Raw genomic sequence first — 16,993 nt, 5'->3', positions numbered from 1 at the left:
TGTATCGAGACCCGACGGAAGCCGGTCTCGATGCGCTCCGCTCCTCGACCGGCGACGGACGCACCACCAGCACCACCAGCACCACCAGCACCACCTGAGCTCCGCCCGACCGGGCGGGACGACACCGCAGCGCCGCGGCATCCGCTCCCCTCGAGGACGGACCGACCCGCGGGGCCGCAGTTCGAGAGGAGTGGCACCATGTGGAACCGAACGATGAGAGGGCCGCGAGGCGTCGCGGTCACCGCGGCGCTCAGCCTCGCCCTGACCGGCGCGGCGCTGACGCCCGCGGCGTGGGCCGCCGAGACCGCGAACGGAACAGCCGACGACGGCCCGGTCGACGCCGGCATCTTCGTGCAGAAGGTCGACGGGCTCTCACCCGACTTCGTGAACGGCGTCGACGTCTCGTCGGTGCTCTCGCTCGAGGAGAGCGGGGTCGTGTTCCGGGATGCCGCGGGGCAGCCGGCCGACCTCTTCGACGTGCTCGCCGACAGCGGCGTGAACACCGTGCGCATCCGCGTGTGGAACGACCCGTTCGACGCCTCGGGTCGCGGCTACGGCGGCGGCAACGTCGACGCGGCGCGCGCCGTCGAGATCGGCGAGCGCGCCACGGCCGCGGGGCTCGGCGTGCTCGTGGACTTCCACTACTCGGACTTCTGGGCCGACCCGGCCAGGCAGCTCGCGCCGAAGGCCTGGGCCGGCCTCGGCATCCCCGAGCTCGAGGAGGCCCTTCACGAATACACCGCCGAGACGCTGCAGTCGTTCGAGGACGCCGGCGTCGACGTCTCGATGGTGCAGGTCGGCAACGAGACGAACAACGCCATCGCCGGCTACACGCGGGCGGGCACGGCCATCGACGAGACCTTCGCCGACCTGATCCAGGCCGGCAGCAGCGCCGTGCGCGAGGTGCTGCCCGACGCGCTCGTCGCGGTGCACTTCACGAACCCCGAGACGCCGAACCGCTACGCGACCTACGCCGCCGGCCTCGACGCGTACGGCGTCGACTACGACGTGTTCGCGAGCTCGTACTACCCGTACTGGCACGGCACCACCGCGAACCTCACCGCGGCCCTGACCCAGGTCGCGACCACCTACGGCAAGCAGGTCATGGTCGCCGAGACGTCGTGGGCGCACACCCTCGACGACGGCGACGGGTACGCCGACGTCGTCGGCTCGGGCACCATCACCGACCAGTACCCGGTCAGCGTGCAGGGCCAGGCGACCGAGCTGCGCGACGTCATCGCGGCCGTCACGGCCGTCGGCTCCGCGGGCATCGGCGTCTTCTACTGGGAGCCCGCGTGGCTTCCGGTCGGCGAGCCGGCGGATGCCGCGGCGAACGCCCTGCTCTGGGAGCGCGACGGCTCGGGGTGGGCCACGAGCGCCGCGAGCGACTACGACCCCGTGCACGTCGGGGAGTACTACGGCGGATCCGCGTGGGAAAACCAGGCGCTGTTCGCCTTCGACGGCACCGCGCTCGAGTCGCTGCGCACCTTCGACTACGTGCGAACGGGTGCCGTGGCACCGCGCGTGGTCACGCAGGTCGGGGCCGTCGACGTGACGGTGACCGACGGCTCGCCCGTCGTGCTGCCCGGCACCCTCGACGTGTCGTACAACGACGGCACGGTCGAGCATCCTGCCGTGACCTGGAGCAGCGCCCTCTCGTGGATCCGCGGACCCGGCGAGTACGCGATCCCCGGCACCACGGCGTCCGGCCTGTCCGTGACCGCGTCGGTCACCGTGCTCGCGAGGAACTTCGTCGCGGACCACAGCTTCGAGGGCGCCGACCACAGCGCGTGGACCTTCGGCGGCTACGCCTGGCCGAACCCCACATCGGACGCGCCCGACGGCGGCACCGCCGTGACCTTCTGGAACGGCACCGGCTACCAGGCCTCCGCGACGCAGACGATCCGCGGCGTCCCCGCCGGAACCTACTCGCTGCAGGCGACGACGCAGGGCACGAACAGCCCCGCGACCGATTCGCGCGTGCTCTCGGCGACGACCTCGGCCGGCTCGTGGAGCGCGCCGATGGAGTTCACCGCGTGGAACGAGTTCCACACCGCGACCGTGCCGTCGATCGTCGTCGGCAGCGACGGGGTCGTCACGATCTCGGCCGCGTTCTCGCTGAGCGGCGGGGCGTGGGGCGTGTTCGACGACGTGCGACTCGTCGCCGTCGAGCCCGCCACGACGGTGCGCACGAAGCTGCTCGACGTCGCCCTCGCCGGCGCCGCGCGCATCGATCGCGAGCGGTTCACCGCGGCATCCGTCGCCAGGCTCGACGACGCCGTCGCCGTGGGCGAGGTCGTGCTCGCCGGTTCGCGCGCCACCCAGCGCGACATCGTGCTCGCCACCGCAGTCGTCGCGAAGGCGGTGCTGCAACTCAAGCGGGCGAAGTAGCCGGCGCCGGCGCGGCGGGTGCGCGGCACCCGTCGCGCCACGCCGCGCCACGCCGCGCCACGCCGCGCCACGCCGCGACATCCCGCCCGAGCGGTCACCATCTGCTGCCTTGCACCCGCCTTGACCAGCAGAACGTGGCCGTTCGGCGCACTCCGTCAGCGTGTCGGAGGCCCGACATAGGCTCCGGATCGACGGAAGGATCCTCGATGACCGACCACGCAGCATCCGCCACCACTGACCGCACGACCGTCGAACCGTTCGCGTTCGACCCCGAGAACGACGTGCACGCCCGCGCCCTCTCGCGCCTCGCGAGCGAACGCATCGCCTGGCTCGGCACGATCGGGCGCAACGGCTACCCGCACGCGGTGCCCGTCTGGTTCCTCTGGCACGACGGGGCCGTCATCATCATGAGCGAGCCCACCTCCGCGAAGGTCCGCAACGCGACCCGCGACGGCCGCGTGCTCGTGCACCTCGAGTCCGGCCACGACGAAGAGCAGCTCACCGTGCTGCAGGGCACCGCCGAGGTGCTGGGCGAGGCCGCGACCTCGTGGCTGCCGACGATCGGCGACGCCTACCTCGCGAAGTACGAGCACGACCTGCCGCCGCTGAAGCTCACGCTCGAGTCGATGGCGGCCAAGTACAGCACGATCATCCGGGTCACCCCCGAGAAGCTCATCGCCTGGTGACCTGACCGAGCGGATGCCGCGGCGCGCCGCCGCGACATCCGGCCGTGCACCGCGCTCGGCGCCGGCCCGTGAACGCCAGAGCGGCGGCCCCCGTCATCCGGGAGCCGCCGCCTGCCTGATTCGGGTCGTCAGGCCTTATGCCGCGAGACCTGCGTCGGTGCAGGGCGCGTTGTCGAGGTACATCAGCCACACGGCCTTGCCGTCGACGACGAAGCCCTTGCCGGGCAGCTCGGCCGGCAGCACACCCGTGGGGGTGAAGACCACGCGGTAGCGGGTCTCGCCGTGGTGGTCGGGAGCGTCGACGACCTTGCTCGCGATCTTCCAGGTGCCACCGAGCGCGATGCCGTCCCAGTCGATGCCGTCGTTGTCGATGCCGCACACGTCGATGACCTTCGGCGCGGCGGTGATCGTCGCGACCGGGTTGAAGCACGGCGCCGCGGCGACCACGTCGAAGCCCTTCGAGACCTTGAAGGTGAAGCCGTCCTCGGCGAAGACGGTCCAGCCCTCGGGCACGGTCGTGAACGCGTCCGCACCCTCGTTCTTCACGGTCGCGATGACGTCGTAGTGGCCGGGCGTCAGGTTCGCGAGGTCGGTGATCGCCGCGCCGTCGGACTTGCGCTTGACGAGCACCTTCACGCCGGAGGGGTTCGTGATGGCGAGGTTCGCGAACGTGATGGTTCCCTCGCCGTAGGTCGGCGCGACGCAGGCCTGGTTCGTGAAGACCACGGTGGGAACCGCCTGGTCGCAACGGTCGTTGTTCTGCGTCTGGGTCCACTGCTTGCGGGCGCCGACGTTGAACACGTAGCCGTCCTGCGCGGTGGCGACGACGCCGACCTTTCCGTTCAGGGTCGAGTGGTCGGTCACGGCGTAGGTGTAGCCGACGACCGCAGGCAGCACCCAGTGGCCGTTGTTCGCGGGGCCGCACTCGTCGACCCAGGTCGGGGCGGCGGGCGTCACGCACGCGGTGCTCGTGCCCTCGACGTGGGTCGGAGCGCCGTTCCAGGCGGTCACGTCGACGGACCACGTGTTGCGCACCGACCTGTCGGCGAACGCGAACGTGTCGGCGAACGCGGCGCCGAACGCGGCGTCGGCCACGACCGAACCGTTGACCTTCACGGTGACGGTGTTCGGCTGCTCGGCGGGGGCGACGTAGTCGGGGTTCGCGACCCACACGGTCGGGGTGCTGACGGCGGGCTTCGCGGCCACGCCCGCCACCTCGACGTGCTTCGACGTCGCGCCGGTGGCGGTCCAGATCCTCCAGTCGTAGAGCACCGCCGCGCCACCGTACTTGTGCGCGGTGCGGTAGGTCCACTTGGTCGGGAAGAGGCCCGCGAGGGTCTTGTATTCGTAGTCCGTGTGGCTGACCTCGGCCACGGCGGCGACGGCGGGCACGTACGCGGGGTTGTCGACCTCGATCTGCGGCTCCCCGACGCCGGGCTTGGCGTCGTAGCCCGTGAGGTTCACCGTGAGCACCTCACAGGTGGCGGATGCCGCGGCCGGGGCCACGTCGGCGGTCGCCGGCGCTGCGGCGGCCAGCACGGCCAGGCCTCCGGCCAGCATCGCCGTGGTGGCGATGCTCGCGATGAGCTTCTTCAAGTGCGTTCCCTTCGATCGCCCCAGGGCCGGGGGCGGAGCGGTGCCCGCGAGGGCATGACGAACACCGTCGGTCCGCCTCGATCGCGTGGCGTGGGACAGCGTTTCGGGTACCGGGGGTGAGCACCGACGTCGGGGCCCGCCCGCGGCTCCGATGCCGTGGACGAGTGCCGGTACGTATTCGAAGCTATACGCTGCCCGGGCTCCGGGAAGACGCCTGCTTGCCCCCAGAACGGGGCAGCCGCGCGGGCGCCCCCCCGAGCCGAGTCGGGCCGCGGGGGTGACGCGCTCAGCGGGTTAGCCGCGGCATCCGCGAACCTGTTCTGCCGGTTTCACTGTCGGTGGTGCCGAGTAGCTTCGCCGCATGACCGATCCGCAGCCGTCCGGACCGCCGTCCGGCCTGCCGTCGTCCGGGCCGCAGCCGTTCGAACTGCACGTCGCCGATGCCGTGCTCGACGACCTGCACTCCCGCCTCGCGCGAAGCCGGCTGCTCGCGGATTCCCCGCGCAAGCCGGCATCGGGCCTCAGCGCCGCCTACCTGCGCGAGCTCGTCGAGACCTGGCGCGAGTGGGACTGGCGCGCCCGGGAGTCGTGGCTGAACGCGCACCAGCAGTTCATCGCGCAGGTCGGCGACGCCGCGCTGCACTTCGCGCACCTGCGCTCCGACCGGGCCGGTGCACCCGCGCTGCTCGTCATGCACGGCTGGCCGCACACCTTCGCGCTGCAGCTCGACTTCGCCGACCGGCTGCCCGACTTCGACGTCGTCGTCGCGAGCCTGCCCGGCTTCGCGTTCTCGTCGCCCTACGCCGACGGCCCGATGAGCGAGACGCGCATCGCCGCGACCATGCACGCGCTCATGACCGAGGTGCTCGGCTACGAGCGGTACCTCACCTACGGCGAGGACGTCACGGCGAACGTCAGCGACCTGATCGCCGCCAGCCACCCCGAGCACGTCGCGGGCATCATGGCGACGCACGCGCATTTCCCGAACAGCGCCGAGCGGGCGGCACTCACCGACCCCGACGAGGTCGCGTTCTTCGACGGCATCGCGGCGTTCCACGAGGAGCACGGCGCCTACGGGCACGTGCAGTCGACTCGGCCCGACACGCTCGCGGTCGCACTCGACGACTCGCCCGCGGGCCTGCTCGCCTGGCTGGTCGAGAAGCTCGTCGAGTGGAGCGACACGCCCCGGGGCGATCCCTCGGCGGTCGAACGGCGCATCTCGCGCGGGCGCATCCTCACCGAGGCGATGATCTACTGGGTCACGCACTCGATCGGCACGTCGTTCCGCCCGTACTACGAGGGCGCCGATCAGCCCGACCCGATCCCGCCGACCTCGGTGCCGGCGGTCGTGTACATCCAGCGGCACGAGTCGACCTATCCCGAGACGCTCGCACGTCGGCACTACCTCGACCTGCGCGACTTCGGCCGCCTCGACGAGGGCGGGCACTTCACGGCCGCCGAGGTGCCCGATGCGCTCGCGCAGCGCCTGCGGGCGTTCGCGACGTCGTTGGGCCTGCTCGCCTGACGCGCAGCGACACGCGGCCGGCCCTCGAACGCGAACGCGGCGACTCCCGGCATCCCGGGAGTCGCCGCTGGATCGATCGGCTCGGGTTATGCGGCGACGCTCGCGCGCTCGGCCTTCGCGAGGTTGGCGACGAGCTCGTCGCGGTTCTGCGCGACGACGTAGGCGGGCTGGTCGCGCTCGACGCGCCAGCTCTCGTCGAGCGGCCCGACGTTGACGGTGTCGAAGCCGAACCGGTCGTAGAGGTCGGTGACGAGCTGCGCGGCGTCCTCGAAGTCGCTCGAGGTCGCGAGCGCACGGCGTCCCGCGGTGCCGGCCGGGGTGCCGGTCGTGGTGATGTCGGCGGCGGTGATGTGGTTGAAGCCCTTGGCGACGCGGCTCGTCGGCAGGTGCTGCTGCAGCAGGCCGCTCACGGTGTCGAGGCCCGCGTCGAGCACGGCGATGTGCCCGTCGCGCTCCCAGTAGTAGTTGTTCGTGTCGATGACGATCTTGCCGGCGAGCGGCTCGACCGGCACCGCCTCGTAGGCCTTGAAGGGCACGGTCACGACGGCGAAGTCCGCTGCGTCGGCCGCCTCCTGCGGGGTCGCGGCGCGCGCGTTGGGGCCGAGTTCGTCGACGAGCTCTGCAAGGGTCTCGGGGCCGCGCGAGTTGGAGATGACCACCTCGTAGCCGTTCGCCACCGCCGCGCGTGCGACCTGGCTGCCGATGTGTCCTGCTCCGATGATTCCGATCGTTGTCATGCTGGTCACAACGGATGCCGCGCCGAGGGCATTCCCATTTCGCGTTGCATGACGCAACATTTCTAGAAGTCGCGCAGGTTGCCCTGGATGCCGCCGCCGCCGTACTCGTTGCGCAGCACGCCGCGGCGGCGCAGGATCGGCACGAGCTCGTCGAGGTACCGATGCACGGTGACCGGGTGCAGGTCGCCCGAGAAGATGAAGCCGTCGTTGTCGGCCTCCTCGCCGAACTCCTCGATGAAGTCGGCGACCTGCTCGGCGGTGCCGACGAACCCGGCGTGGTCGCTGATGCGGCCCTTGCGGGCCTTCGCGACGAGGAGCTCGCGCAGCGTGGCATCCGCGAAGGTCGGCGCCGTCTTGCCGAGCAGGCCCTTGATCGTGCCCTGCGAGACGTGGTCGCCGAAGATCGACGGGTCGAGCGGCCGGTCGAGGGGCAGGCCCGTGAGATCGGTCTCGAGGTCGCTCGACTGTCCCTCGAGGATCGCGGCGAGCACCTCGTCGCTCGGGTCCAGCGACGCCTGCACGACCCGGTCGACCTCCTCCTGGCTCGAGACGATCTCGGGCTTGAACACGAACAGGGTCTTCACCGCGTTCGCGGGTCGGCCGTGCGCGAGCGACGCGTCGATGATCTTCTGGCGGTAGGCGCGCACGACGTCGAGGTCGAGCGGGGCGTACGCGAGCTGCACGTCGGAGTGGGTTCCGGCGAACGCGAGCCCCTTCGGCGATCCGCCTGGCGAGACGATCGCGGGGTCGCCGTCGGTGAACGGGATCGCGTTCAGCGGCCCGGGCACGTCGAAGTACTCGCCCGCGAACCGGCTCTCGCGGATCTTCGACCCGTCGGCGAAGCGGCCCGTCTCGACGTCCTCGATGAGGGCGCCGTCGTCCCAGCTGTGCCAGAGGCCGCGCACCGCGGTGAGCCACTCGCTCGCACGGTCGTAGGCCTGGTCGTGCGTCACGGGCGGGAGCCCGTTGTGACGGGTGCTCGAGACATCCGTCACGACGTTGATGCCGACGCGGTGCCCGCTCAGGTGGTGCAGCGACGCGAACTGGCGGGCCGCGAGGTACGGGGGCCAGATGCCCGCGTTCACCGTCGGCGCGATGCCGATGTGCTCGGTCGCGCCGAGCAGGTACGGGGTGAGGGCGACGGGGTCGTGCTTGGGGCCGCCGTAGGCCTTGCGCACGCGCAGCTCGATGGTGTCGGGCGTGCCGATCGAGGGGCCGTCCTCGATGATGACGAGGTCGAGGCCGGCCTGCTCGAGCTCGCGCACCGACTGCTGGTAGAGCTTCGGCTCGGTCCAGCGGTAGTTCCACTGGTACGACGGGTGGCCCCACCCCTGCGGGCCGAACCCGCGGGAGAAGAACCAGCCGAAGTGCTGGAGGCGGGTCATCTGGTGCTCCCTTCGAGCAGCGGGCGGGCCGCGGCATCCGTCACCGCGCCGGTCACGTCGGCGGATGTCGCGGGCCGGCCTTCGACGTCGGATGCCACGGGCCGGCGCTGCGCGGTCGCGCCACGCGCCGCACGCACGGCGGCGAGGCCGCGCTCGAGGTCGCGCACGAGGTCTTCGGGCTCCTCGAGTCCGACGGAGAGTCGCAGCAGTCCGCCCGAGATGCGCCCGCGAGCGCGGGTCTCGGCGTCGAGGTGCGCGTGCGTGGTCGTGGCGGGGTGCAGGATCAGTGAGCGGGTGTCGCCGATGTGGCTCATGCGGCTGAACAGCTCGACCGCGTCGTAGAACGCCTCGGCCGAGGGCTCGCCGCCGTCGAGCACGAACGAGAGCACGGCGCCCTGCCCACGCGGCAGGTAACGCTCGGCGAGGTCGTGCGACGGGTTCGAGGGCAGGCCCGCGTAGTTGACCGAGAGCACTTCGGGCTGGTCTTCGAGCCAGGCCGCGAGGGCGGCGGCCGTCGACGACTGGCGCCCGACACGCAGCGAGAGCGTCTCGATGCCCTGCTGGATCAGGAACGCGTTGAACGGCGAGAGCACCGGGCCGAAGAGCGCGGCCGTCACGCCGCGGATGTACGCGGTGTAGGCGCCGGCGCCGTGCGCCTCGAGGTAGCTCGCGCCCTGCAGGCCGGTGTCGGGTTCGGTCAGGTGCGGGAACGCGCCGGGCCTCGCCGACCAGTCGAACGTGCCGGCGTCGACGACGACGCCGCCGAGCGCGGCGCCGTGACCCGAGAGGAACTTGCTCGCCGAGTGCACGACGAGGTCGGCGCCGTGCTCGATGGGGCGCACGAGGTAGGGCGTCGCCAGCGTGTTGTCGACGATGAACGGCACGCCCGCGGCCTGCGCGACCTCGGCGACGCCCGATAGGTCGATGACGTCGTTCGTGGGGTTCGCGATCGACTCGGCGTAGAGGGCACGCGTGTTCGGGCGGATGCGACGGCGCCACTCGTCGAGGTCGCGGGCGTCGTCGACGAACTCGACCTCGATGCCGAACCGGCCGAAGCCCTGCGTGAAGAGGCTGCGCGTGCCCGAGTAGACGCTCTGCGCCGAGAGCACGTGGTCGCCGGCCTTCGCGACGGCGAGCACGGCGACGGCGAGCGCCGCCTGGCCGCTCGCGACGACGACCGCGTCGCGCCCGCGCTCGAGCTCGGCGAGGCGACGCTCGAGGGCGGAGTTCGTGGGGTTGCCCGCCCGCGTGTACACGTAGCCCTGGTCGTCTCCCGCGAAACGGTCGCGAGCCTGCGCGAAGTCGTCGAACCGGAAGCCGGCGCTCAGGTAGATGGGGGTGATGCGCGCCCCGAACGCCGGGTCATCGTGCTCGCCGGCGTGCACCTGCAGCGTGGCGAAGCCCGGCTCGTCGTGCGGTGGTCGGAATGGCATGCGTTCATCCTCGGTCGGAGCGGGCGCGCCGTCGAACGGGCCGCGACGCGCGGTGTCACCGTCGGTCATGCGCCGTCACGATCAGCGGGTCGCGCAGAGTCGCGCCGGGCCGTGATGTCGTAGGCGGGCCGGCAGCGAGAAGGCATCAGGCGGATGCCGCGGCATCCGCTGTTCGCGCCTCGGTGTCAACCCCCTCGCCGCCGCCGAGCTCCCGTCGCAGAGTTGGGGCACGCGCAGGTCGGCGCGGCAGACGGACGGAGCGATCATGACGGAACCCGAGAACACCCAGCCCCTCCCCCGGGACGAAGCCCTCAGGGCCAAGGGCGAGTTCACCGAGACCGACTTCGGCGACCGCGAGAACCTGATCGAGGGTGGCGAGGGCGAGTACACCGACAGCAACCTCGGCACGACCGACGACGACGTGCCCGCCGGCGTGCAGTCCGTCGACGAGGGGCTCCCGAACGACGAGCTGCCCGACGACGAGACCATCGTCCGCGACACCCGGAGCGAGTAGGGCCGGGCGCCGGCGCGTCAGAACAGGCGCGCCTGCGCGACGACCGGCGCGCCCTCGAGCTCGAGCAGCATCCGCTTGCGCTCGAGGCCGCCGGCGTAGCCGGTGAGCGATCCGCCGGCGCCGACCACCCGGTGGCACGGCACGACGATGCTGAGCGGATTGCGCCCGACGGCGTTGCCGACGCGGCGCGCGAGGTTGCGGTCGCCGAGTCGCGCCGCCAGCTCGCCGTAGGTGACGGTCCCGCCGTACGGGATCTCGCGCAGCATCGCCCACACCGCGTGCTGGAACTCGTCGCCGGTCGGCGCCAGCGGCAGGTCGAACCCGGTACGTGCGCCCGCGAGGTACTCGGCGAGCTCGACGCCGAAGCGCGTCACGACCGGGTCGGATGCCGCGTCGACCTCGACCCCGAGGGTCTCGGCGGGCAGCGGATGCCAGTGCCCCTCGAACGTGATGCCAGCGAGCGCGTCGCCGTCGACCACGACGAGCAGGTCGCCGAGTGCTGTCGGCAGGGTCGCGTGGCGGCGGGTCATGCTTCCATGATCGCCCCTGCGAGCAGGCGCCCGGGCGCTTCGGGCAGCGGGAATCGGACGCGAACGTCAGGCGTCGCCCGCGGCCCCGGCCTCGGCCTCTGCCTCGGCCTCGACTTCGGCCTCGCCTGCTACCGCTCGCCGAGGAGGAGCCCGCGCTGCTGCGTCTCGCGGCGCATCGCGGCGATGAACTCGGCGTACGCGTTCTTGCTCTTCGCGTAGCCGATCGCGCCGCCCTTGACCGCGCCGAGCGCGCCGTCCTGGTCGAAGCGCAACCAGGTGTTGCCATGCTGGTCGAGCCCGATGTCGAACGTGAATGAGATGTGGAAGTTCTTGCCCGCCATCGCGCCCAGCAGCAGCGTCTTCGTCAGGTTGCCGCGCTCGAGCTTGATGCTCCGCTCCGACGGCTGCGTCGCCTCGTACCCGAGCCCTTGGGCGATCGAGATGACGACCGGCACGGTCTGCTGGTCGCTGCCGGAGAGGATGAGTTCGGGCATGGATCTGGCTCCTTCGAGTGGGTGGCCCGACGACGATACCGCGGCTCGAGGGTCGGCCGGCACCAACGGACGCGGGTCGGATGCGGGCGACCGCCCGGAGGCGTCGGGGTCAGCGCCCGAGCCATCCCCCGTCGACGGGCAGCACGACGCCGTGCACGTAGGCGGCATCGGGCGAGGCGAGGAACGCCGTCGCGCCCGCGATGTCGTGGGGCGTCGCCCACCGGCCGGCCGGGATGCGCTCGGAGATCTGACGGAACCGCACCGGATCGGCTGCTGGGCCTCGTTCATGTCCGTCGCCACGTAGCCGGGGGCGACCGCGTTGACGTCCACGCCGTGCGCCGCCCACTCGTTGGCCAGGGCCTTCGTGAGCTGCGCGATGCCGCCCTTGCTCGCGGCGTAGCCGGGCACGGTGAGTCCGCCCTGGAAGTTGGACGGATGGTCCTGCCGGCCTCGCCGAGCGCCCGCCCGGCGCCCGCCCGGCGCCCGCCTCCCGGCATGTGGATAGGCGCGACCGCGTGCCGAGGAGCCCGCCTATGGTGGTGGGCATGCCCAACCCACGTGCGCGACGCCTCGCGCTCGCCGCCGCCGTCGCCGCGGGCGCTGCGGGCGCCGCGCTCGCGATGGCCCTCAGCGGATGCTCGGCCGACGTCGAGCCCACCGCAGCGCCGACCCCGTCCACGAGCAGCGACGCCGCGCCGATCTTCGCGTCGGACGAGGAGGCGCTGGCCGCGGCCGTCGCGGCCTACGAGGCGTACCTCGATGTTGCACAGGAAATCGGGGAGGAGGGCGGCGAAGATCCCGGCCGGCTTCGCAACGCAGTCACGAGCGACTATGCCGACCAAGAGATCCCGAACTACGAGAGCCTTTCGGAGCACCACTACCGAGTCGAAGGGCGCGGAAGCCTTGATAAACCGACTCTGATGGAGCGATCCGACTCAACCGTGCGCATTTACGGCTGCATCGGCGTCGGAACTAGCCGCGTGCTCGACGCTGAGGGCAACGACATCACTCAGCCGGACCGTGATTCAGCCGTCCCGTTGGAGCTCACCTTCTCGTGGTCCGGCGACCGTCTTCTGCTCGCTGGCAGTGACGTATGGTCCGGGGAAGACTACTGCTAGGCGCCAGCATCGTCGTTGCTCTAACGGCGATGCTGGTCGCGATGCCAAGTGCTGCGTTCGCCTGCACTATTTCAGAGGTTGTCGCAGGCGCATGCGGGTCAGGCTCGGGCGGCACAGTAAGCGAATCCCGTGTCGATCTCTGGGCGGTCAATACGCAAGGCGATCACAGCCCCAAACCTGGCGAGTCAGATGGCGGCAACACAAACGCACCGATCGACTACCCAAATGGCGCGACGAAGCGCGAGCCGATCGAGTGGACCGAAGTGTGCCAGGACGGGCACCTCGAGTGCGTCGACGTTCCAGCCCCCGCGGCTCCGCCCGCGACGCCGGCGCCCGGCGTCGCGCCGACAGTCGTGACGCTTCGCGACATCGCCGCGTTCCGTCCCGCGACACCGGGCAACGACATGGAACCCGGTGGCTGGGCCGTGGTCGGGCTTCCGGCGAACTTCGTGGCCGCGGCATCCGCTCAGGTGGTTCCTGGAACGCTGCTCGGGCAGCCCGCCGATGTGCGCTTCACGCCGATCGGCTATCGCTGGCGGCACAGCGACGGCGCCACGGTCGCGAGCCGCAGCCGCGGTGCATCCTGGGCGCAGCTCGGCCAGAAGGAGTTCACGGCGACCGGCACCAGTCACGCCTACGCCGCCTCGGGCGAGTACGCCGTGACGCTCGAGGTCGCGTTGGCGGCCGAGTACCGCTTCGCCGGATCCGCCTGGATTCCGATCGCCGGGACCCTCTCCGTCGCGAGCGACCCGCGCACGGTGCTCGTCGGCGAGATCGACACCGTCCTCACCCGTGGCGACTGCGTTGCCGCCCCCGGCGATCCGGGTTGTTGACCCGGAGAATCGGGCTACTCCGGCACTCCGGCACTCCGGCACTCCGGCACTCCGGCACCGTCTCTGCGAGAGCACAACCCCTCGGCGCAGCGACACCCACCCGAGACCGACGACATCCGATGGGCTCGCGACGTGACATCCGTCACCCGGGCTGCGAGGATCCCCGGGCCGAGCGAGGCGGCCTGGCGCGCATGTGCTGCACGACGCGACCGAGGAGGCGGGTGAGCTCCTCGCGGTCGGAGCCGTCGAGGGCGTCGACGAGCACGTCGCACACCACGTCGATGTGGCCGGGGAGCACTCGGCCGAGGAGCGCAGCGCCCTTCGGCGCGAGCGTCACGTTCACGCCGCGATCGTCCTGCGGCGACGGTGCCCTGGCGACGAGTCCCGCCTGCTCGAGCCGGTCGACCTGGTAGGTCAGCCCGCTCCGGCTGTGCACGAGCCGGTCGGCGAGGTCGGTCATGCTGGTCGGCGACGACGGGTCCTCGCCGAGGATCGCCAGGATCTGGAACTGCACGAAGCTGAGTCCGCCGTCGCGCCTGAGCTGGCCCTCGACGCCGTGCTGCACGAGCGCACTCACCTCGAGCAGCGCGAAATAGACACCGAACTCCGCGGGAAGTGCGGGCGGAACGGTCGCGTCTGGCATGGCCGAAATCCTACGACACCAATTTGATTCGAATTGGAAATAGATCCCGCGCGACTCTCGTTATCGAAGACGACAAGTAGTTCGAATTCGAAGGAGTTGATACGATGAGCATCACCGAGAACCCCGCTACGAGCAGCCCGCCCGAGCTGAACGCGCCCGACCGCCCCGCCACGCCGATCGACGCACTGTGGTCGCCCACGCAGCTCGGCAGCATCCGTCTGTCCCATCGCATCGCGATGGCCCCGATGACGCGCAGCCGCGCGACCGGCGAGGGACTCGTGACCGATCTCACGCGCACGTACTACGCGCAGCGCGCCTCGCTCTCGATGCTCATCACCGAGGGCACGCAGCCGTCGGAGGACGGCCAGGGGTACCTCGCAACGCCGGGAATCCACACCGACGAGCAGATGGCGGCCTGGGGTCGCGTCGCCGATGCGGTGCACGAGGAGGGCTCGACGCTCGTCGTGCAGCTCATGCACGTGGGCCGGGTCGCGCACCCCTCGAACACCCCGCACGGACGAACGCCGCTCGCGCCCTCGGCCGCCGCGGCCGCCGGCGACATGTTCACCGCCACCGGACCGCTGCCGATGCCCGTGCCGCGAGAGATGACCGAGGCGGACCTCGCGCAGACGATCGCCGACCTCCGGCGGGCCGCACGACTCGCGATCCAGGCGGGCGCCGACGGCGTCGAGCTCCACGGCGCGAACGGCTACCTGCTCCAGCAGTTCCTGAGCACCAACGCCAACCGCCGCACCGACCAGTACGGCGGCGACCTCGCCGGCCGCATCCGCTTCCCGGTCGAGGTCGCGGCGGCCGTCGCCGACGAGATCGGCGCCGACCGGGTCGGGTTCCGCATCAGCCCTGGCAGTCCCCTCGGCGACATCGAGGAGACGGATGTCCGCGAGCTCTACCCTGCGCTCATCGAGGCGCTCGCGCCCCTCGGCCTCGCCTACCTGCACGTGGTGCACCTCGGCGACGAGACGTTGCTGCGCGACATCCGCAATGCCTGGCCGACCGGGCTGGTGCTCAACCGCGCCGGCGCCGACATCGAACGCCGCGCACAGGACGTGCGCGACGGCCTCGCCGACGTGGTGAGCGTCGGCGCGCTCGCCCTCGCCAACCCCGACCTCGTCGCCCGCATCACCGCCGGTGCGCCGATGAACGCGGCCGACCGGGCCACGCTCTACGGCGGCACCGAGGCCGGATACACCGACTACCCGCGACTCGCGGCCTGACCCCGACAGAACAGGAACCACGATCATGACCCAGCGACTCGCCCACGCACCCGCACCGACTGAGACACCGACACCGACACCGACACCGACACCGACGGGACCCACCACCATGCGCGCCATCCAGTTCACCGGGTACGGCCCGGCCACCGTGCTCGAGTCCGTCGAGCTCCCCCGCCCCGAGGCGGCGCCCCGCGAGGTGCTCGTCCGGGTCGCCGGCACCACGTTCAACGCGGTGGATGCCACGATCCGCGCCGGCTACCTGGCGCAGGTGTTCCCGGTCGAGCTGCCGCACGTGCCGGGCATCGACGTGAGCGGCACGGTCGTCGCCGTCGGCGAGGGCGTCACGGCCGACCTGATCGGGCAAGACATCATCGCGTTCCTGCCGATGAGCGGCCCCGGGGCGTCCGCGGAGTTCGCGACCGTGCCCGCCGAGCTCATCGCGCCCGCCCCGACCTCGGTTCCGCTCGCGGATGCCGCGGCGCTGACCTCGAGCGGCCTGACCGCCTGGCAGGCCGTCGTCGAGCAGGCCGACGTCCGTCCCGGTCAGCGCGTACTCGTGAACGGCGCCGGAGGCGGGGTCGGCGGCTTCGCCGTGCAGCTCGCCGCTTCGGCCGGCGCGACCGTGATCGCCACCGCCGGTCCACGAAGCCGTGAGGTCGTCGCGGCGCAGGGCGCCTCGCTGGTCGTCGACTACACGACGACTTCCATCGTCGACGCCGTGACCGAGCCGGTCGACGTCGTCGTGAACCTCGTGCGCACCTCGCCCGAGGAGACCGCGGCACTCGTCTCGCTCCTGAAGCCGGGCGGTGTCTTCGTCTCCACGACGACGCCCGGCATCGTGCCGCCCGGCTCAGAGGTTCGCACTGCGAGCGTCTTCGTGCGCAGCGACGCCGCCCAGCTCGCCAACCTCGCGCGGATGGTCGACGCCGGCGACCTCCAGGTGGACGTGAGCGCGCGCTACCCGCTCGACGACCTCGCCACGGTGCACGCCCTCGGCGAGGCCGGCCGCCTGCGCGGCAAGGTCGTGCTCACGCCGACTCGCGGCGACGATTCCGCGCGCGGGTAGCGAGCGGATGTCGGCTCGGCGGGACGATGTCGTCGTTGCGCCGAGCCGGTCGCGCGCCCGGCGCGCCTGGCTCGCCCGGCCACGCTCGCCATTTCGCTGCTCAACCCGCGGCCGGAAGCCCCAAGACCCGGACACCGACGGATGCGGCGACGCGCGTGAGCTGCCCATCGAATGTCGCGAGCGGCGATGCCGTCACCATGGCCGCGTCGAGCACGCAGCCGTCGGGGTGCTTCAGCCCGGTGTCGACGCGAAGGCGGGCGAGCCGGGCGGCTCCGCCCGACGACGGGATCCACTCCGACGCCCCCAACCCCTTCAGCTGCTGCTCCGCGAACTCGCCACGGCCGATGCGGGTCGGTCCGACCAGGATCTCGGTGAGCGTCAGCGTGTGCACCAGGAAGTCCTCGTCGAGGTGCTCGAGGAAGAACTCGGTCGCCCGGCGATGATGCACGTCGTGTGATGCGAACTGGGCGATGACCACGCTCGCATCGAGCACGATCATTCGGGCCACTCGGAACGCAGGCGCTCGAGGTAGTCGGGCTCGTACGCGATGTCGAGGCTGCCTGCGGAGAGGTCGACCGCCCCGCGCCTGGCTCGGCGGCGCTCGGCGCGCTCGCCCTCGATGGCGTCGGCGCCGGCCTGGAACAGCCGCAGCACCCGCTCGGCGCGACTGAGTTCGGGCCACGCCTGCTCGGCGACCTTGAGGGCGTGCTCGATCTCGGGCGTCTCAGTTACCTGGAACCTCGGCAGCAACGTGGGCATGACGCGAGTGTACCACCGCACCCATCGGTGCAACACTTGTCTGTTCCG

Annotated in this window: 18 protein-coding genes and 1 pseudogene; 8 read left to right on the top strand and 11 right to left on the bottom strand. The window is 71.5% G+C overall.

Translation table 11 applies throughout. The features are described 5' to 3' along the window. Positions 1-213 precede the first annotated feature (213 nt). A complete protein-coding gene (locus ABIC29_RS10340; RefSeq protein ID WP_354245090.1) occupies positions 214-2,391 on the top strand; it encodes a glycosyl hydrolase 53 family protein in 2,178 nt (725 codons plus the stop codon). Between the two features lie 206 nt (positions 2,392-2,597). After that, entirely contained in the window at positions 2,598-3,077 is a 480-nt protein-coding gene (locus ABIC29_RS10335; protein WP_354245088.1) for a pyridoxamine 5'-phosphate oxidase family protein, read from the top strand. A gap of 135 nt (positions 3,078-3,212) precedes the next feature. Here ABIC29_RS10335 and ABIC29_RS10330 read toward each other — a convergent pair whose 3' ends face one another. Continuing rightward, complete coding sequence (locus ABIC29_RS10330) at positions 3,213-4,673, bottom strand: hypothetical protein (RefSeq protein ID WP_116084268.1); 1,461 nt, start codon at positions 4,671-4,673, stop codon at positions 3,213-3,215. Positions 4,674-5,034: 361 nt separating this feature from the next. Between ABIC29_RS10330 and ABIC29_RS10325 the strand changes: the two genes are divergently transcribed. Further along, the gene (locus tag ABIC29_RS10325) at positions 5,035-6,198 is read left to right on the top strand and encodes an epoxide hydrolase family protein (RefSeq protein ID WP_354245085.1); all 1,164 of its coding nucleotides are present in this window, start codon (positions 5,035-5,037) and stop codon (positions 6,196-6,198) included. An 86-nt stretch (positions 6,199-6,284) separates the two neighbouring features. Here ABIC29_RS10325 and ABIC29_RS10320 read toward each other — a convergent pair whose 3' ends face one another. The 3 genes from ABIC29_RS10320 to ABIC29_RS10310 are packed head-to-tail and all read right to left on the bottom strand — an operon-like array spanning position 6,285 to position 9,753. Further along, entirely contained in the window at positions 6,285-6,995 is a 711-nt protein-coding gene (locus ABIC29_RS10320; RefSeq protein WP_116084274.1) for an NADPH-dependent F420 reductase, read from the bottom strand. A 2-nt stretch (positions 6,996-6,997) separates the two neighbouring features. Continuing rightward, on the bottom strand, positions 6,998-8,320 hold the full coding sequence (locus ABIC29_RS10315) for an LLM class flavin-dependent oxidoreductase (RefSeq protein WP_354245082.1): 1,323 nt from the start codon (positions 8,318-8,320) through the stop codon (positions 6,998-7,000). Then, on the bottom strand, positions 8,317-9,753 hold the full coding sequence (locus ABIC29_RS10310; protein ID WP_354245079.1) for an O-acetylhomoserine aminocarboxypropyltransferase/cysteine synthase family protein: 1,437 nt from the start codon (positions 9,751-9,753) through the stop codon (positions 8,317-8,319). Before ABIC29_RS10310 ends, ABIC29_RS10315 begins: the two co-directional genes overlap by 4 nt. 265 nt (positions 9,754-10,018) lie before the next feature. Here ABIC29_RS10310 and ABIC29_RS10305 point away from each other — a divergent pair, with 265 nt between their 5' ends. Beyond that, positions 10,019-10,267: a hypothetical protein gene (locus tag ABIC29_RS10305; RefSeq protein WP_354245076.1), complete on the top strand. Its 249-nt coding sequence runs from the start codon at positions 10,019-10,021 to the stop codon at positions 10,265-10,267. A 17-nt stretch (positions 10,268-10,284) separates the two neighbouring features. Here the strand turns inward: ABIC29_RS10305 and ABIC29_RS10300 are convergent, their stop codons facing one another. From ABIC29_RS10300 to ABIC29_RS19015, 4 genes and pseudogenes are all read right to left on the bottom strand, one after another. Then, complete coding sequence (locus ABIC29_RS10300; RefSeq protein ID WP_354245073.1) at positions 10,285-10,797, bottom strand: methylated-DNA--[protein]-cysteine S-methyltransferase; 513 nt, start codon at positions 10,795-10,797, stop codon at positions 10,285-10,287. 128 nt (positions 10,798-10,925) lie between these two features. Beyond that, a complete protein-coding gene (locus tag ABIC29_RS10295; RefSeq protein WP_116084283.1) occupies positions 10,926-11,291 on the bottom strand; it encodes a hypothetical protein in 366 nt (121 codons plus the stop codon). A gap of 109 nt (positions 11,292-11,400) precedes the next feature. Further along, positions 11,401-11,553, bottom strand: coding sequence for an SDR family oxidoreductase (locus ABIC29_RS19020; RefSeq protein ID WP_502915485.1), 153 nt, complete (start codon positions 11,551-11,553; stop codon positions 11,401-11,403). A 71-nt stretch (positions 11,554-11,624) separates the two neighbouring features. After that, positions 11,625-11,699: pseudogene (locus tag ABIC29_RS19015) on the bottom strand (hypothetical protein); the annotation flags it as partial. 125 nt (positions 11,700-11,824) lie between these two features. Here ABIC29_RS19015 and ABIC29_RS10285 point away from each other — a divergent pair. Continuing rightward, on the top strand, positions 11,825-12,409 hold the full coding sequence (locus ABIC29_RS10285) for a hypothetical protein (RefSeq protein ID WP_354245070.1): 585 nt from the start codon (positions 11,825-11,827) through the stop codon (positions 12,407-12,409). A gap of 29 nt (positions 12,410-12,438) precedes the next feature. Further along, the gene (locus ABIC29_RS10280) at positions 12,439-13,242 is read left to right on the top strand and encodes a hypothetical protein (protein ID WP_354245068.1); all 804 of its coding nucleotides are present in this window, start codon (positions 12,439-12,441) and stop codon (positions 13,240-13,242) included. Positions 13,243-13,384: 142 nt separating this feature from the next. On the opposite strand, the gene ABIC29_RS10275 is transcribed toward ABIC29_RS10280, so the two are convergent. Beyond that, the gene (locus tag ABIC29_RS10275; RefSeq protein WP_354245065.1) at positions 13,385-13,885 is read right to left on the bottom strand and encodes a MarR family winged helix-turn-helix transcriptional regulator; all 501 of its coding nucleotides are present in this window, start codon (positions 13,883-13,885) and stop codon (positions 13,385-13,387) included. A gap of 104 nt (positions 13,886-13,989) precedes the next feature. Here ABIC29_RS10275 and ABIC29_RS10270 point away from each other — a divergent pair, with 104 nt between their 5' ends. Both ABIC29_RS10270 and ABIC29_RS10265 read left to right on the top strand, forming a co-directional pair. Then, a complete protein-coding gene (locus ABIC29_RS10270; RefSeq protein ID WP_354245062.1) occupies positions 13,990-15,120 on the top strand; it encodes an alkene reductase in 1,131 nt (376 codons plus the stop codon). A gap of 109 nt (positions 15,121-15,229) precedes the next feature. Then, the gene (locus ABIC29_RS10265; RefSeq protein WP_354245059.1) at positions 15,230-16,186 is read left to right on the top strand and encodes an NADP-dependent oxidoreductase; all 957 of its coding nucleotides are present in this window, start codon (positions 15,230-15,232) and stop codon (positions 16,184-16,186) included. 100 nt (positions 16,187-16,286) lie between these two features. Here the strand turns inward: ABIC29_RS10265 and ABIC29_RS10260 are convergent, their stop codons facing one another. Together ABIC29_RS10260 and ABIC29_RS10255 are read right to left on the bottom strand one after the other, a co-directional pair. Continuing rightward, on the bottom strand, positions 16,287-16,685 hold the full coding sequence (locus tag ABIC29_RS10260; RefSeq protein ID WP_354245056.1) for a type II toxin-antitoxin system VapC family toxin: 399 nt from the start codon (positions 16,683-16,685) through the stop codon (positions 16,287-16,289). Next, positions 16,682-16,945 carry a hypothetical protein gene (locus ABIC29_RS10255; RefSeq protein WP_116084301.1) on the bottom strand — a complete coding sequence of 88 codons (264 nt, stop codon included), beginning with the start codon at positions 16,943-16,945 and terminating at the stop codon, positions 16,682-16,684. Before ABIC29_RS10255 ends, ABIC29_RS10260 begins: the two co-directional genes overlap by 4 nt. Positions 16,946-16,993 lie beyond the last annotated feature (48 nt).

The organism is Agromyces sp. PvR057 (genome assembly GCF_040547485.1).
In the GTDB taxonomy this organism is placed as follows: domain Bacteria; phylum Actinomycetota; class Actinomycetes; order Actinomycetales; family Microbacteriaceae; genus Agromyces.
Note: the sequence above shows the minus strand (reverse complement) of the source record. Positions and strands in the feature narration are given on the sequence as shown.

Coding starts and splice junctions, on each gene's coding strand:
- ABIC29_RS10340 (WP_354245090.1), top strand. CDS start 214: ATGAGAGGGCCGCGAGGCGTCGCGGTCACCGCGGCGCTCAGCCTCGCC.
- ABIC29_RS10335 (WP_354245088.1), top strand. CDS start 2,598: ATGACCGACCACGCAGCATCCGCCACCACTGACCGCACGACCGTCGAA.
- ABIC29_RS10325 (WP_354245085.1), top strand. CDS start 5,035: ATGACCGATCCGCAGCCGTCCGGACCGCCGTCCGGCCTGCCGTCGTCC.
- ABIC29_RS10320 (WP_116084274.1), bottom strand. CDS start 6,995: ATGTTGCGTCATGCAACGCGAAATGGGAATGCCCTCGGCGCGGCATCC.
- ABIC29_RS10315 (WP_354245082.1), bottom strand. CDS start 8,320: ATGACCCGCCTCCAGCACTTCGGCTGGTTCTTCTCCCGCGGGTTCGGC.
- ABIC29_RS10310 (WP_354245079.1), bottom strand. CDS start 9,753: ATGCCATTCCGACCACCGCACGACGAGCCGGGCTTCGCCACGCTGCAG.
- ABIC29_RS10305 (WP_354245076.1), top strand. CDS start 10,019: ATGACGGAACCCGAGAACACCCAGCCCCTCCCCCGGGACGAAGCCCTC.
- ABIC29_RS10300 (WP_354245073.1), bottom strand. CDS start 10,797: ATGACCCGCCGCCACGCGACCCTGCCGACAGCACTCGGCGACCTGCTC.
- ABIC29_RS10295 (WP_116084283.1), bottom strand. CDS start 11,291: ATGCCCGAACTCATCCTCTCCGGCAGCGACCAGCAGACCGTGCCGGTC.
- ABIC29_RS10285 (WP_354245070.1), top strand. CDS start 11,825: ATGGTGGTGGGCATGCCCAACCCACGTGCGCGACGCCTCGCGCTCGCC.
- ABIC29_RS10280 (WP_354245068.1), top strand. CDS start 12,439: ATGCTGGTCGCGATGCCAAGTGCTGCGTTCGCCTGCACTATTTCAGAG.
- ABIC29_RS10275 (WP_354245065.1), bottom strand. CDS start 13,885: ATGCCAGACGCGACCGTTCCGCCCGCACTTCCCGCGGAGTTCGGTGTC.
- ABIC29_RS10270 (WP_354245062.1), top strand. CDS start 13,990: ATGAGCATCACCGAGAACCCCGCTACGAGCAGCCCGCCCGAGCTGAAC.
- ABIC29_RS10265 (WP_354245059.1), top strand. CDS start 15,230: ATGCGCGCCATCCAGTTCACCGGGTACGGCCCGGCCACCGTGCTCGAG.
- ABIC29_RS10260 (WP_354245056.1), bottom strand. CDS start 16,685: ATGATCGTGCTCGATGCGAGCGTGGTCATCGCCCAGTTCGCATCACAC.
- ABIC29_RS10255 (WP_116084301.1), bottom strand. CDS start 16,945: ATGCCCACGTTGCTGCCGAGGTTCCAGGTAACTGAGACGCCCGAGATC.